The organism is Sorangium sp. So ce887 (genome assembly GCF_051521455.1).
Taxonomy (GTDB): domain Bacteria; phylum Myxococcota_A; class Polyangia; order Polyangiales; family Polyangiaceae; genus Sorangium.
Map to the genome: position 1 here is coordinate 12,387,644 of NZ_CP150354.1, position 14,492 is coordinate 12,402,135.

General features: G+C 71.5%; 9 protein-coding genes. 4 read left to right on the forward strand and 5 right to left on the reverse strand.

The window, feature by feature from the left end; all coding sequences use genetic code 11:
- Nucleotides 1–106: 106 nt before the first annotated feature.
- Nucleotides 107–604, reverse strand: coding sequence for a helix-turn-helix domain-containing protein (locus WMF36_RS46495; RefSeq protein WP_437577307.1), 498 nt, complete (start codon nt 602–604; stop codon nt 107–109).
- 180 nt (nt 605–784) lie between these two features.
- Between WMF36_RS46495 and WMF36_RS46500 the strand changes: the two genes are divergently transcribed.
- The 3 genes from WMF36_RS46500 to WMF36_RS46510 all read left to right on the forward strand — a co-directional run bounded on the left by WMF36_RS46500 (nt 785) and on the right by WMF36_RS46510 (nt 7,614).
- Nucleotides 785–991: a hypothetical protein gene (locus tag WMF36_RS46500; RefSeq protein WP_437577308.1), complete on the forward strand. Its 207-nt coding sequence runs from the start codon at nt 785–787 to the stop codon at nt 989–991.
- A 209-nt stretch (nt 992–1,200) separates the two neighbouring features.
- On the forward strand, nt 1,201–5,058 hold the full coding sequence (locus WMF36_RS46505; protein ID WP_437582051.1) for an RHS repeat-associated core domain-containing protein: 3,858 nt from the start codon (nt 1,201–1,203) through the stop codon (nt 5,056–5,058).
- Nucleotides 5,059–5,079: 21 nt separating this feature from the next.
- Nucleotides 5,080–7,614, forward strand: coding sequence for a HEAT repeat domain-containing protein (locus tag WMF36_RS46510; RefSeq protein WP_437577309.1), 2,535 nt, complete (start codon nt 5,080–5,082; stop codon nt 7,612–7,614).
- 74 nt (nt 7,615–7,688) lie between these two features.
- Here WMF36_RS46510 and WMF36_RS46515 read toward each other — a convergent pair whose 3' ends face one another.
- The 4 genes from WMF36_RS46515 to WMF36_RS46530 all read right to left on the reverse strand — a co-directional run bounded on the left by WMF36_RS46515 (nt 7,689) and on the right by WMF36_RS46530 (nt 11,364).
- On the reverse strand, nt 7,689–8,555 hold the full coding sequence (locus WMF36_RS46515) for a helix-turn-helix domain-containing protein (protein ID WP_437577310.1): 867 nt from the start codon (nt 8,553–8,555) through the stop codon (nt 7,689–7,691).
- A 48-nt stretch (nt 8,556–8,603) separates the two neighbouring features.
- Entirely contained in the window at nt 8,604–9,377 is a 774-nt protein-coding gene (locus WMF36_RS46520; RefSeq protein WP_437577311.1) for a hypothetical protein, read from the reverse strand.
- A 252-nt stretch (nt 9,378–9,629) separates the two neighbouring features.
- Entirely contained in the window at nt 9,630–10,790 is a 1,161-nt protein-coding gene (locus WMF36_RS46525) for an SUMF1/EgtB/PvdO family nonheme iron enzyme (protein WP_437577312.1), read from the reverse strand.
- Nucleotides 10,791–10,800: 10 nt separating this feature from the next.
- Nucleotides 10,801–11,364, reverse strand: coding sequence for a TlpA family protein disulfide reductase (locus tag WMF36_RS46530; RefSeq protein ID WP_437577313.1), 564 nt, complete (start codon nt 11,362–11,364; stop codon nt 10,801–10,803).
- Between the two features lie 212 nt (nt 11,365–11,576).
- On the opposite strand from WMF36_RS46530, the gene WMF36_RS46535 reads away from it, so the two are divergent.
- The gene (locus WMF36_RS46535) at nt 11,577–14,279 is read left to right on the forward strand and encodes a HEAT repeat domain-containing protein (protein WP_437577314.1); all 2,703 of its coding nucleotides are present in this window, start codon (nt 11,577–11,579) and stop codon (nt 14,277–14,279) included.
- Nucleotides 14,280–14,492: the final 213 nt, after the last annotated feature.

The window sequence follows — 14,492 nt, forward strand, 5'->3', positions numbered from 1 at the left end:
CGCGCACTCCGCAGAGCCTGCGGGCGCCGGCGAACTGGGCAGCGGGCGGTGGCCCGGAAGGCGCAGGTGGCCGTGATGGACGCGCGAAGGCCGCCGCGACGAGGGCTCAGGGGCTCATGCCGGTGAGGTCGATCAGCGCGGCGCGGGCCCGGGTCGGGGTCGTCCCGGTGAACTGCTTCACGTCGCGCGCGAGGTGCGCCTGGTCGTAGTAGCCGAACCGCTGCGCGAGCTCCGCCCAGGTCCCCGAGGCGCCCGCCTTGAGGTGCTGCACCAGCCTGTCGAAGCGCACGAGCCGGGCGAGGAGCTTGGGCGGGACGCCGACGTTCTCGCGGAACAGGTCGATCACGTGCTTCTGGCTGTAGCCGAGCTCGCGCGCGAGCGCCCGCATGTCGACCGCGCCCCCGCGCTCCTCGATCCGCCGCACCGCCCACGGCACAACGCCGAGCTCGTGCCGCGCCTCGTCGACGCGCTCGCCGAGCGCGCGCTCGATCAGGTCGAAGCGCGCGTCCCACGTGGGGAGCTCTTCGAGGCGCTCGGCCAGGCGGCCGTGCTTTCTGGGCAGGAGATCGCGGGCCGAGATCACGCGCCCGGTGAGCTCCGCCATCGGCACGCCGAAGAAGAGCCGCCCTGGGTCCTCTTCCGCTGTGGCCCTACGCGGGCCCGACCGGCCGCCTTCGGAAGCTTCAGCGTCCAACACGGCGGGGGGGCGGCAGCGTCGCCCCGGGCCAGCGCCTGACGGGGCGGTGTCGAGGCGAGGCTAAGGGCGAAGCGCCGCTCGTCTCAGGTGGCAGAACGTTCCTCGCGCGCGAAGCGGCTCCTGCACGAGGACGGGCTCGACCTCTACTCGATGGATCTCCTGCCGCAACAGGGGATATGCCAGCTGAGCGCGGTCGTGGCGGGGTGGGCGGTGAAGACGCCTTGCGACGCGCGGAGGATGCCGCTGCTCCTCAGGACGCTGATCGGGGCGGCGGGCGGGTCAGGGGGCCAGTGAGAGAGCGACAAAGGGGCGGGGGCGCGGAGGGCGCTGGTGGCCGTGATGAACGCGCGAGGGGGACCGCCTCTCGCCGATCACCTTCGTCTCCAGCGCCGATGCGGGACGCTTGACGCGGCCTGGGGGTAGTCGACAATGCGCCCATGGCGCGCACCGCTCCGGTCCCGAACATCCCCGCAATCCCTGGCATGAACCCCGGTGTGTGGATCATGGGCGGCGGGGGCGGAGGTGGGGGGGGCAATGGCCGCGGCGGGAGCGGCAGCGGCAATGGGCAAGAAGCCGGCGGTGGCAATGGAGGGAACGACGCGCAAGGGGGCGGCAAGGGCGCCGGATCGTGCGGTCCTGGCAGCGGGGCCGGCTGTCCCAACCCGTCCCACGGCGGCGGGGGCGGCACACACGCCGGCGACCCCATCGACCCGGTGACCGGCCGTGTCTACACGGTCCCTGCGGTCGATCTTGCGCTCCCAGGGCCGCTGCCGCTCGTGATCAAACGAACCTACAGCAGCACCGCGCGCGATCGCGACGTCGGCCTCGGCCGGGGCTGGGCGCACTCGCTCGCCTGGGAGATCGAGCCGCGGCGCCGCACGCTCCTGCTCTACAACCCCGAGGGGACGCACACCCGGGCGCCCCTCCCCGCCATGGGTGAGAGCGTCGTGCTGAGCCGCGGTGTGCTCACGCGCCACGACTCGGGCTACACGCTCGTCATCGAGACGGGCGACGTGCTCATCTTCTCGGGTACCCAGGCGAGAGGCGCGCGGTACGTCCTGTCGCGCATGGTCGACCCCAGCGGCAACAGCATCGACCTCGCCTACACCGACGGTCGCCTCTCGTCCATCATCGACAGCGTAAAGCGCACGGTTCGCGTGCGCAGGCACGCCGATGGTCGCATCGCCGCTTTCGAGGTGAAGAACAGCCCACACCAGGGCCAGTGGGTGGCGTTTCGTCGTTATCGATACGACTCGTCTGGTCACCTCGTGGCCGCGGAGGACGCCGCCGGGCGCTCCGTCTCTTACTCGTACGACGATGGGCGGCTCACGTCGCTCGTTTACCCGAGCGGCCTTCTCGTCCGCTACCGGTACGACGCGCAGCATCGCTGCGTGGAGACCTGGACAGAGGCTCCTGGGTACACGGACGCGCTCGACGAGAGGGTGCCGGCGTTTCTGGCCGACGGCGTGACGCGCGCGAAAGGCATGCTCCACTGCAAGGTGGAACACGGCGGCGACGGCTACGTCGAGCTCGTCACATCGCGTGACGTGAAGCGGTACTCCGGCAATGAGCACGGGAAGCTGGAGAAGGCCGTTTGGGGTCCCGGGGTGCACACCAACACGTTCGATTCCATCGGCAAGCTCACCTCGTACACGGATCCCACAGGAGCAAGTTGGCGCTGGAATCGCGACGTGTTCGGGCGGGTCGTCCGCGAGATCGACCCGCTTGGCGCCGTACAGGAGTACACCTACAACGAACGTGGACTGCTCACGTCGATCACCGATCCTGTCGGCACCGAGTTTCATTTTGAGTACAATAGTGGCGGAAAACTCTTGGCGGTAGACGGCCCGGGCGGGAACGTCATCGTATACAAGCGGGACGGTCGTGGCTTACCTATCGAGGCCACGCTGCCGGACGGCGCCACCACCAGGATGGAGTACGACGCGCTCGGTAATCGCGTCGTCGTCACGGAGCCGGACGGCGGAAGGAGATTCATCGAGTACGACTACCTCGGGCAGGTGCTGGGCTTCACGGACGAGCGTGGCGGCACCACACGCTACGTGTACGGACCATGCAAGGAGCTGCGCCTGATCCGGCTCCCCGACGGAGGGACGATTGGCTACGACTACGACGAGGATGGGCGGCTCGCCGCCGTGACCGATCCGATGGGTCGCCGTTGCGAGCTCGCCTGGTCGGGGATGGTCGTCCACAAAGTCTGCCGTCCCGACGGAGCTCGAGTGCGCTTCCGTTACGATCGCGAGGGCGATCTGCTTCGGGTCATCCATGGCTCAGGTGAAGAGCACGTCCTCATGCGCAGCCCCGCGGGGCGGATCGTCGAGGAGCGGACCTTCGACGGTCGAACTATCCGATACAAACACGATCTGCTCGGACGCATCGTTCAGAGCGAGAGCGGCTCCGGCGAGATCACCGAGCTCAAATACGACCTCGTCGGGCGGCTCGTCGAGCGGGCCTACGCCGACGGCACGGCGGATCGGTTCGAGTACGACGCGGCGGGCCGCCTGCTGTGGGCAGAGTCCTCCGTGTCCGAGACGGTGTTCAGATATGATGGCCGCGGACGGCTGGCTGCAGAGCTGCACCGGGTGAACGGCCGTAGCTACGTCGTCGAGAGCGCCTACGATGCGGCCGGACATCGCACGCGCAGGAGCACCTCCTTAGGATACGTCGAGAGCATGGTCTACGATCCGATGGGCCAGCCGACGCGCGTCCTCCTGGGCGACACGGAAGCCGTGGAGATCGGCTGGGACAGGCGCGGCTTCGAGGTGCGGCGCGCGCTGCCTGGCGGTGGCCTCATCCAGAGCGCCTGCGATACGATCGGGCGCATCACGCACCAGCGGGTATTCCGCCCCGCGGGCCAGCCGCGCGCAGGCGAGCCTGCCTGGGCCGGTCCCAGGCCACCTGGGCTCACGGAAGAGCATTATCACGCGTACACGTCCGCGGGCGACCTTCAGGAGGAGTGGGGGCTCGTCGAGGGGCGCACGGGGTACACGTACGATCCGGTCTCGCAGGTCCTGTCGCGGGTGCCTCAGCGCGCGCGCGCCGAGCTCTTCGGCTACGACACGGCGGAGAACGTCCACGAGGCCGGTCCCCCGGCGCAGCCCCGGCGCTACGAGCTGGGCGGCAAGCTGATCCGCCGCGGGGACGTGGAGTATCGCTACGACGCTGACGCACGGCTGATAGAGAAGAGGCGCACCGCAGAGCGCGGGCGCTCCCTGTGCCGTTACCGCTGGAACGCCAGAGGCCTCCTCGAGGCGGTCGAGTTCGATGACGGCGCTGTGATCGAGTTCGTGTATGACGCGTTCGCGCGGCGCGTGGAGAAGCGCATCAGGCGCCGCGGCGAGGCGGCGCGCGCCACCCGGTTCGTATGGGACGGCGACACCGTGGTGCACGAGGTGCGGGAGGCTGCGGACACGCATGGCAACACGGTCGTCCATGAGCGTACGTACTGCTTCTTGCCGCGCAGCCACGCGCCGCTCGCGCACCGCGACGCGCAGGTGCTCGCGTCGGGCGAGCGCGCGGAGGGCGGCTGGGTTCACTATGTCAACGATCCGGTCGGGCATCCTCGAGCTCTGGTGTCTGGGCAAGGCGAGGTCCTGGGCCGCATCCATCGCAGCGTCTGGGGGCAGCTCGACGCTGGAGAGCCCGGCCAGGCGACGACGCCCCTCCGCTTCCCGGGACAATACGCGGATGACGAGACCGGCGTCGTCTACAACCGCTACCGGTATTATGACCCCGAGATAGGCCGGTACATCAGCCCTGATCCGCTCGGGCTCGCAGGCGGGCTTCGCCCGTTCGGGTACGCGAGCAACCGGCCCCTCGCGATGATCGATCCCGACGGGCTCGCGCCGGTCCGTGCGAGCGTCCAGGGGCCGTACTCCAACGGGCCTTTCGGCTCGTCGGCGGACGTGCGGTCAGGGCAGCGGCATTACGGCGGCGGAGAGCGCCTGCCCGGCCAGCTGCACCCTGCGGTCCAGGATGCGGTGGTGCCCGTGTATAACGGTGTCTCGGCCAGAGGCCAAGCCGACGCGCTGCCGCACTACTGCGCGGAGCCGTGGGCGATGACCAACTACATCCGAAACTACGAGCACGCGAACGGCATCCCTCCGGATACAATGAACCCGCAGCACCCGAATTGGAACGACTGCGTCGGTTCCATTCAGTCCATCACCGCTCAGCAGGGGCAGACGAGCAGGATCCCTTGCCCCAACTGTAGCCAGATGCTGGCCAACCTGGGGGTGCAGAGTCACCAGGTGCCACCCGTGAACGGCCAAAACTTCAGCCCGCCGGACCGGGGCTGGGCGAGCCAGCACCAGGGGCCGGCCGTCCACCTCGGCTTTCGCTGACCGGAGGCGAGGCGGACCGCCATGTCAGATGCCATGATTGCCGTCTGGGAGACCTCGGGCTGGTCCGACGCGGAGGTCAGCGTGGCGGCCATCCACGCGCTCAGGGACGACTGGGCCTCTCAGGAGCGGCTGCGGGAGCTCGCGCTCGCCGGGGAGCCTGTCGCGATCCGCGAGGCGGCCCTCCTCGCCGTGGCGCTCGCGCCGAGCAACCTGCCGGTGTTGCGCCAGGGCGTGACCGCGGCGCAGCACGAGGTGCGCGCCGCCTCGGTCGCCGGCCTGCGCGCGGATCCTCTGGCCCGACCGATCGCGGCGCACCTCCTGGCGAGTGACCCGTCGTGCGGCGTGCGCGCGGCGGCGGCGACGTTGCTCGCCGGCGATCCCAGGTACACGCCCGCTCTGCGCCGGGCGTTCGAGGCGCCGCTGCCGAACCCTAGCGTGGATCCGGAGGCGCCTCGGCTCGAGGGCGCGCTGGTGCGTGCGCTGGTCAGAGAGCCGGCGGTCGTCGAGCAGGTGAAGGGTCGGCTCGCTGCGCTGGCGAGTGATGTCCGCGACCTCGTGCTCGAGGACCTCTGGGCACGTCCGGAGCAGCGCCCCGATGTGCGCGCTCTGCTCGCGCACGAGGCCGCCCTGGTTCGCGCGTCGGCAGCGCGGGCGCTGCGTCGCGATCCGGAGGCGGCGAGCGCGCTGCTCGACCTGGCCCGTGATCCGTCGCCGCTCGTCCGGGCGGCAGCGGTGTCCGTGCTCGGCTTCGATGCGATGGCGAGGCAGGTGAGGGCAGGGCGGCTCGCGGACGCGAGCGAACACACATCGGTGCGCGTGGCGATCGTGGAGACCCTGCGTGCCGGCGAGGAGGAGATGGTCCGAGCGCTGCTGTCCGATCCGAGCCCGGCGCTCCGCGGGGTGGCCGCGTCCGCTCTGCGGGACGACGCGGCGTCCGTCGCGGCGCGTCGGGCCCTGCTCGAGGACGCCGCGCCGTTCGTGCGGGCGCGCGCCGTGAGCAGCCTCGCGCGTCAGGATGCGCTGTTCGACAGCGTCATGCCCTGCCTTGGAGATCCGGATCCCCACGTCCGCCGGGCCGCCATCGAGGTCCTCGGTCGATACCCGCCGGCGCTTTCGCTGCTCCGGCGGCACATCGATGCGCCCTCCCCGGTTGGACCAGCCGCGATGCAGGCGCTGCGCGACGATCCGGAGTCGATCCCGCTGCTGCGCACGCGCCTCCGTCCGGCCCGGCGTGCGGAGCGGCGGCGCAGGCTGCGCGACCTGGCCCGGGATCCCTCCTCGGTCGCGGGGGTGCGCGCGCTGCTCGACGACCCCGATGTGCTTGTCCGGACCGATGCGGCCAGCGCGCTCGGCGACGCCCGGGATGAGGCGATCGTGCGCCGGCTCGACGATCCAGACCCGTGGTGGCGTGCGGTTGCGGTGAGGGCCGTCGCCGGGACGGCGGACGCGCGGGAAGTGCTCCTGCGACGGCTCGGGGACGGCGACGGCGCCGTGCGCGCCGCGGCGGCGGAGGCGCTGGCCGGGGACGAGGCGGCGGCGCCGCGCATCCGGGAGCTCCTCGACGAGCCCGCCGCCGCGGTTCGCGCCGCGGCGATCACGGCGCTCGCGCGAGACGCGGGCTCCGTGGAGCGGATCGCCGCCACGCTGGGCGAGCCCTCGGACATGGACGGGGATCCGGCGCAGCTCGCGGCGGCGCGGGCGATCGCCGGCCGGCCGGAGCTGGCGGGCCGGCTGCGCGCCCTCGTGGAGCGAGGCGACTACGCCGCCGAGGTGACCCGGGTCGCGCTGGAGTCGCTGGCGCCCACGGACGCGCCCGTGGATACCCTCCTCGGGATGCTGGACGACGTCCAGGAGCTCGATGCGCTGAGGCTCCCGGCCGCGAGGCTCCTCTGGGCCCAGGGTCAGCACCGCGCCGCGGTCATCGCCCGGATTGACGATCCCAGCCCCGCGCTCCGCGCCGCGGCGCTGGAGCTCCTCGGTGACGACGCGAGCGCCGTCGATCTCGCTCGGGCGCGCCTGCGCGACAGCGACGCGCGCGTGCGCGCCGCCGCTGCTGCCGCCCTGCGCCGCCGCACGCCCACGGACCGGGGTGTCGCGCTCGTCGAGCTCGCGGAGGAGACGCGGGTCGCGACGGCGGGCAGACTTCACGATGCTCCGGTCCTATCGCGATCGGAGCTGCATTTGGATGTCGACCCACGAAAGGACGCTGTGATCGCGTGGCTCTGCGCGCGGCTTGCGAGCGACGAACGCGGCGGGGCTATCGCGGCCGGCGCGGAGGTGGCGCGCTCGGAGGTGCCGTGGGGGGTCAAGGACGTGTACCTGGTGCGGCTGCCGTTCGATCAGGAGGAGGCCCCGCTCGCGGCCGGCGTGTTTCCGATGCACAATCTGATCGAGATCTCTGCCGTTGCGCGCCAGCTCACGGTCGAGAGGTCGCCGTCGATCTGGCTCGTGTGTGCGGACGTCGCGTTCTCGGATCTGGCGCCGCCGGAGCTCGAACCGGGCACGGTTGCGTGGGGACCCACGTATTTCGGAGTGCGGATTTGCCGCTCGCACTAGCTCGTTCTGGCCGCATGGAGTGCGGTCAGGGCTGGGGCGGCCGCTGGACGCGCGAAGGCCGCCGCGACGAGGGCTCAGGGGCTCATGCCGGTGAGGTCGATCAGCGCGGCGCGGGCCCGGGTCGGGGTCGTCCCGGTGAACTGCTTCACGTCGCGCGCGAGGTGCGCCTGGTCGTAGTAGCCGAACCGCTGCGCGAGCTCCGCCCAGGTCCCCGAGGCGCCCGCCTTGAGGTGCTGCACCAGCCGGTCGAAGCGCACGAGCCGGGCGAGGAGCTTGGGGGGGACGCCGACGTTCTCGCGGAACAGATCGATCACGTGCTTCTGGCTGTAGCCGAGCTCGCGCGCGAGCGCCCGCATGTCGACCGCGCCCCCGCGCTCCTCGATCCGCCGCACCGCCCACGGCACCACGCCGAGCTCGTGCCGCGCCTCGTCGACGCGCTCGCCGAGCGCGCGCTCGATCAGGTCGAAGCGCGCGTCCCACGTGGGGAGCTCCTCGAGGCGCTCCGCCAGGCGGCCGTGCTTTCTGGGCAGGAGATCGCGGGCCGAGACAACGCGCCCGGTGAGCTCCGCCATCGGCACGCCGAAGAAGAGCCGCGCGCCGATGGGCGTGAGGTTCACCTGGAGCCCGCGCTGGAACCCGTCGTGCTCGGTCAGCGTGAAGGTGTCGTCGAGCCCGGCGACGAACCCGCCCGGGTACAGGGCGTGGCGGCCGTCGCCCCCGGCGCCGAACACGCGAATCGGCGGTCCGAACTCGATGATGACGACGACCTGCGGCACCGGGAACTCGACCCGCCGCAGCGGCCGTGGCGCCTCCTCCGTGTAGCCGCTGTAGTCGCGGATGTAGGGGCGGAGCCGCGTCGCCGGGGGCCGGGTCGCGAGCTCCCAGCGGCTCTCACCGGACGTGCCTCGCGTGACCCGCGCACGCTGAGCCAGCGCTTGCATCGAGGGGCAAGGCTACCCCCGGGCGCGGGCGCGATCCAGCCGCGCGCCTCAGTCGCAGGCTGGCGCCTCCTCCCGGTAGGCGATCCCGCTGTCGACCGGCACCTTGCCGCCCTGATCGTGGGGCACGATCACGTGGCACTCGCCCTCGGTCACGTTGCCTGACGCGTCGACCGCCCGGACGCCGAGGGTGTAGACGCGCGCGTCGCCGTTGCCCTTCCGCTCCGCCAGGAGGTCCACCGAGCCGCAGCCGAGGTTCATGATGTCCACGTCGGTGTTGCCGTCGCCCGTGTCGTTCCGTGGCTCGTCGCTCGCGGCGTAGGTGAACGTCACCTCGACGTCGTCGTCACAGGCGTCGTCCATCTCCACGCAGTCGTCCACCGAGAGGGTGTGGAACGAGTGGTTCGGCGGCCAGAGCTCAGGGCGCCTGTCCGAGAGCACCGGCGCGATCGTGTCAACGACCACGAGCTCCGAGGCGCAGAGCGAGAGCGGCGCGCCCTCCGCCTCCGCGGTCACGGAGATCTCGTGCGTCCCGAGGGCGAACGGCCCCTCCGCGGAGACCGCCACCGTGACATCAACGCAGGTGCCCTCCGAGAGCTGCGCATAGATGGTCTCGACGTACGCGCCCCGGTGCGTCGCGCACTCGGCGACCCGCTCCTCGCCGCACACCCACTCACCCTCCGGGATCGCGTCGCCCGGGTCGACGCACTCGGCGACGAGGGCCTGCGAGCTGCCGCCGACCGGCTCTTCATGATTGCACCCGAACGACAGACCCGTGACGGAGACCACGCTGAACAGCCCGAGTAGACTGGCTCTCTTCATCATGTCGATACGGATAGCAATCCAATCGCGTCTTCGCGAGAGAAAAGATGCCGAGTGGACACATGAGATTGAGATCGATTGTGACCTCTGGAGTGCATTTTCTTGAGCCGTATCTGGAAGCACCGAGAACCACACCGCTTTCGGTCGCCGCCGAGGTGTGTCGTTCGCGGTTCCGCGCCCACGCGGGCGGATTGTCGGCGCGGGCGTGCGACGCGGCGCTGCAGCGCCGCGGCGGCTGGCGCCGGGAGGGGCGCGTCAGCGGACGGTCTTACAGCACCTGAAACCGAGGTGGTAATTCACGTGCCACGCGTTCTCCATCGGCTCCACGTGCCAGCGCGGGCTGTAGGAGCAGTGGTCGGGGTACGTCTCCCTGTCCTTCGGCCGGGGCGCGTCGTGCGCGCGGGCGACCTCGACGTAGAACCAGGCGCTCCCCTTGAGCTGGCTGTACTGCTCGCCGTCGTCCCGGTCGCGGCGGGTCATGATCTCGGCCACATTGCCGTGCTGATCGAAGACCCCGAACCGGGAGCGGCACGCCGGGTAAGCGCCCGCCGGCTCGGTGTCGGTCGCGCAGGTCTCGTAGGCGGAGCGCGCCGTGTCGGCGTCGCAGGGCGTGCCGTCGATCGCGCGATGCCGCGCCTGCGTGTGGCAGATGGCGAGATCGAGCTCGTCGCCGTAGGCGTACGTCCTCGGCTGGCCGCCCTCCGGGTCGCCGCGGCACGCGAGGCTCCACTCGTCCTCGGTGCAGAGGCGCTTGCCCTGCAGGCTGCACACGGCCGCCGCCTGCGTCGGGCCCGCCCACACCATCGGCAGCTCGCACGGCTTGTTGGGGAACTCGAAGATGTCGATGCAGAACTCGGCCGGCTTCGGCTTCCCGCGCGCGTGCTTGAAGACGGGCACCATGTTCTCGTGGCCGCCGCAGCGCGCGCGCTGCTCCTCGGTCTGGAGGACGACGCCGCGGAGCCCCTCGAGACACTGCTCCTTCGAGCGCGTGTGCCGCGCGAGCGCCTTGTTGCCCTGGTTGACGCGGGACGGCGCGCCGCCGCCGAAGTTCTTCTCCAGGAAGAGCTCGGGGTTCTTGAACCTGCGCTCGCGCGCCGTGAGCTCCTTCAGCGAGAAGAGCCGCACCAGATCTTCGCGCTCCTCGTAGTGCGTCGCCATCGGATCCCCGGCCGGCGGCGCCGAGCCGCCGTCCGCCGGAGGAGCGCCGGCCGCGCCACCGGCCGGAGGCGCGCCGGCTGAACCCGAGGCCGCAGAGCCAGCGGAGGCCGCGGGGCCGGTCGCGGGCGCGGAGGGGCCCGCCGCGGGCGGCGCGGCGGCGTCGTCGCGGCCGCGATCGGCGTCGCCGCAGGAGCAGGCCGGCATGGCCGCGGCGAGCGCCGCGAGCGCGAGGCGCAAGGGACGGGAGCGCTGTGTCACGTGGGCGAGGTCAGAGGGTCGCAGCGACGATCTCGGAGAGGCTCGCCTCGTCGACGACGCCGGTGAGGTACGCCGCGACGTTCCCCTGCCGGTCGATCACCACGAGGCTCGGCAGCTTGTCCACCCCGTAACGGACCGACGCTTCCTTCGCGTCGTCGATGAGGATCGGATACGAGAGGCCCTTCTTGAGGGCGTATTCGCTGGCCACGTGGGGCGGGTCATCCACGTTGACGCCGAGCACCACGAGCCCCCTCTTCTCGTACCGGCGCGCGATCCGGTCGAGGATCGGCGCCTGGACCGCGCAGGGCCCGCACCAGGTGGCCCAGAAATCGAGGATCACCGGCTGGCCCTTGAGCTCGGCGAGCTGCATGCGCGCGCCGGGGTCGCCGTTGGCCGCGACCGGCAGCGTCACGTCGGGGGCCGCCGCGCCGACCATGCCCCCGACCCCGGGCGACAGCCGCGGCAGGATCGCAAGGCCGAAGAGCGCGCTCAGGGCGATGAGCACCGCGACTGCAGGGTAGAGAATCTTACCGGAACTGAACTCGGGTTCGGCCATCGGGGGCCTGGGCTTCATAGCAAATCTTTGGGCCTACGCCCGAGCGCCTCTGGTACGGTCCGGCGCCTCGACCGGCCGGGCGCTTCGTCGCCCGGCCCGGGGTCGGAGGCGCAGCGCGGCCCGCCGCGCGACGCCGCCGCCGCCGCCGGTGGGGTCGGGGGCGCAGCGCGGCTCGCCGCGCGCTGCCACCGCCGTTCGGGTCACGTCGTCGCCCGCGCGCTGGAGGAACCATGCTGGATCGTCCGAATCTTTCACGAGAAAATCCCACGGGGCCGCGCGGACGGCGCCCACCGCCCGGGCTCCTTCCGGTCAAATGGGCGGCCAAGTGGCCCCCCGATGACAGCGATCTGCCCGGAGCCCCGCCAGCGCCCGGCGGCGGCGGCGGCGGCGGCTTCGCGGACGACGGCAACTTCAAGCGCGGCCGGTTCAGCCCGGTGTCGATCGTGGTCGGCCTCCTCCTCGCGCTCGGCGCCGCGGGCGCCATCTGGTTCGGCGTCAAGCAGGACAGCCAGAAGATGACGGCCGACGCCATCTCCAAGGAGAAGAAAAACATCTTCGTCCTGCCCAAGAAGGACCAGCTGCCCCTCTGGCGCACGTGGGCCGCCTCGAGCGCCGAGCTGTCGCTCCAGCAGGAGGCGCTCATGCAGCTCGCGTGGGCCGGCGACCCCGAGGGCGTCGCGCTCGCGACGAAGGCGCTCGCGCTCCCGGACCACCGCGTGAAGGGCGTCGCCGCGCAGGTGCTCGCCTACTACGGCTCGCCCAAGGCCGACGGCGCCAAGCCCGCGCTGCTCGAGGCGCTCAAGGTCGCCGACGAGAGCGACCGGCCCCAGATCGTCTGGTCCCTCGTCGAGCTCAAGGAGCCGGCCGCGTTCAAGGACGCGATGGACCAGTACCGGAAGGGGTTCCTCTCGAAGGTCGAGCGGCTCGGCGGCGGCATGGCCTTCGAGCCCGAGAAGCTCGCCGGCCTCGTGTCGCTCGAGGAGCTCGCGAAGCTCGCGACCGACGAGAGCCCGTCGGTGCGGCAGCTCGTCGCGACGGTCCTGTCGCGCAACGCCGAGTCCAAGTGGACGAGCGCGCTGATCTCGCTGGTGAAGGACAAGGACGTCGAGGTCGCGCGCGAGGCCGCGAACGGCCTCGGGCGGATCGGCGACGAGGCGGCGCGCGCCCCGCTCCTCGAGGCGCTGTCGAACGCCGACAAGGACAGCCGCCAGCGCTTCCTCGAGGCGCTGCGCGACGGCATCGGCGGCGAGGGGCTCGTCCTCGCCCTCGAGAGCGTGAAGAAGGACCCCGAGGAGACGACCTGGTTCCAGACGAAGCAGATCATGGAGATGCTGCGCGAGCTCGCCGATCCGCGGTCGGCCGATCCGCTCGTGAAGTGGATCGAGGCCAAGAAGCCGCCGCTGCACTGGCAGGGCGAGGCGGGGACGCGGCTCGCCGAGGTCGGCGACATCCGCGGCGCCAAGTACATCGGCGAGCGGATGCTGGCCGACCCGCTCAAGCTCTACAAGCTCGAGAAGTTCTGGGAGGCGGACGAGGGCGGGCACCTGTCGCGCACCGACCTGCCGCGCGTCGTCGGCGCCCGCATGCTCGCCGACCTCGCCACGGTCCACGAAGACAAGAGCGCCGAGCTCAAGGCGTCGGCCGAGGCGCCGATCATCCTGTGGCTCAAGGATCGCCCGCAGCCGCACGCGAACGGCCTGCGCTTCCTCGCCACGATCCGCTCCGAGAAGATCCTGAAGGACATGCGCGACTGGGCCTTCCCGACGGACCCGCTCCCCAAGGAGGGGCAGCTGCCGCCGTTCCCGGCGGCGTTCGAGACCGCGCAGAGCGCGCTCCGCTACGTCGGGCGCATGAAGGACGAGCCCTCCTACCCGCGGCTGCTCGATCAGCTCAACCGGAAGAAGGACCCGAAGATGGACATCACCCAGGACGGGCTCCAGGGCGCGGGGCTCGCGATGCTGGGGATGGCGCTCCGCGCGGTCGCCTACGGCGCGTCGCAGGGGCTCGCCGAGTGGGGCGACCCGCGCGCGGTGGAGCCGCTGACGAAGCTCATCGAGGACGAGATGTGGCACGAGGAGGCCCGCCAGGCCGCGTGCGAGGCGCTCGCCTGGTGCGCCGACGACAAGGCGATGCTCGAGGTGGCGAAGAAGGCGAAGGACTTCGCGAGCAAGACGGAGCCGCGCAAGCAGCTCATCGGCGCCTGTTACGCGTCGGCGCTCGCGCTCCGCCCGGTGCCGAGCGCGGCCGGCGAGCTCGTCCCGCTGCTCGTGGCCGACGTCGATCCCGGGGTGCGCATGGCCATCGCGCGCGCCATCGGCATCGGCGGCTTCGACGAGGGGGTGCAGGGGCAGCTCTTCGAGAAGCTGAAGGACGTCGAGGTCCGGAACGCCGCGGCGCTCGCGCTCATCCTCGGCGGCACGAGCGACACCGCGGCGCGGACGGTCGCGATGTACGCCGACTTCGACAAGGCGGCGCTCGACGACCTCAAGGACCACTACTACCGCGCGTTCGGCTACTGGTCGGACGAGGACTTCAAGCGCGGCAACCTCTACCGGTACGTCGCGAACGCCGAGGCGATCACGCGGGTGAAGGTCGCCGACGCGCCGCAGGAGTGGGCGCGGCAGCGGCTGCAGGCCCAGTTCGACAACCTGAAGTACGACAACGGCCCGCACTCCGAGACCCGCGTCGTGCTGCGCTACCGGCTCTACCAGGCGGCCAAGAGCGGCGACGGCGGGCAGAAGAAGGGCGCGATCGAGACGCTCAAGTTCATGAAGGAGAAGGGCGTGCTCATGGCCCTGCGGCACGAGCAGGGCGAGACCGGCGCGCTCGCGAAGCGCGCGTTCCACGAGCTCATGAACCCGAAGGCCACCGTGGCCGAGGACCTGAGCGCGCTCGCCCCGGCCACCAAGGCCGGGGGCGCCGACGTGCAGTAGCGGCGCGCAGCCCGGCGCGCGGCCGCGCCACGCTCGGCCGCGCGATCCGGGGTCAGGAGGCCCGGGAGCTCTCGAGGGAGGTCGTCCTCCCCGGGGATCCCGGGCTTCCTGTTTTTGTTCGGGCTGCGCGGCCGAGGCGGTGTCCAGCGCGCATCGAGCTGGCTGGAGCGCCGGGTGTCCGGCGCGTGTCGGGCTGGACAAAACGCACGTTTC

Bases quoted from the DNA above. Each gene is read 5' to 3' on its own strand.
- WMF36_RS46505 (WP_437582051.1), top strand. From the start codon at position 1,201: ATGGGCGGCGGGGGCGGAGGTGGGGGGGGCAATGGCCGCGGCGGGAGC.
- WMF36_RS46530 (WP_437577313.1), bottom strand. From the start codon at position 11,364: ATGAAGCCCAGGCCCCCGATGGCCGAACCCGAGTTCAGTTCCGGTAAG.
- WMF36_RS46535 (WP_437577314.1), top strand. From the start codon at position 11,577: ATGCTGGATCGTCCGAATCTTTCACGAGAAAATCCCACGGGGCCGCGC.
- WMF36_RS46495 (WP_437577307.1), bottom strand. From the start codon at position 604: ATGGCGGAGCTCACCGGGCGCGTGATCTCGGCCCGCGATCTCCTGCCC.
- WMF36_RS46515 (WP_437577310.1), bottom strand. From the start codon at position 8,555: ATGCAAGCGCTGGCTCAGCGTGCGCGGGTCACGCGAGGCACGTCCGGT.
- WMF36_RS46520 (WP_437577311.1), bottom strand. From the start codon at position 9,377: ATGATGAAGAGAGCCAGTCTACTCGGGCTGTTCAGCGTGGTCTCCGTC.
- WMF36_RS46510 (WP_437577309.1), top strand. From the start codon at position 5,080: ATGTCAGATGCCATGATTGCCGTCTGGGAGACCTCGGGCTGGTCCGAC.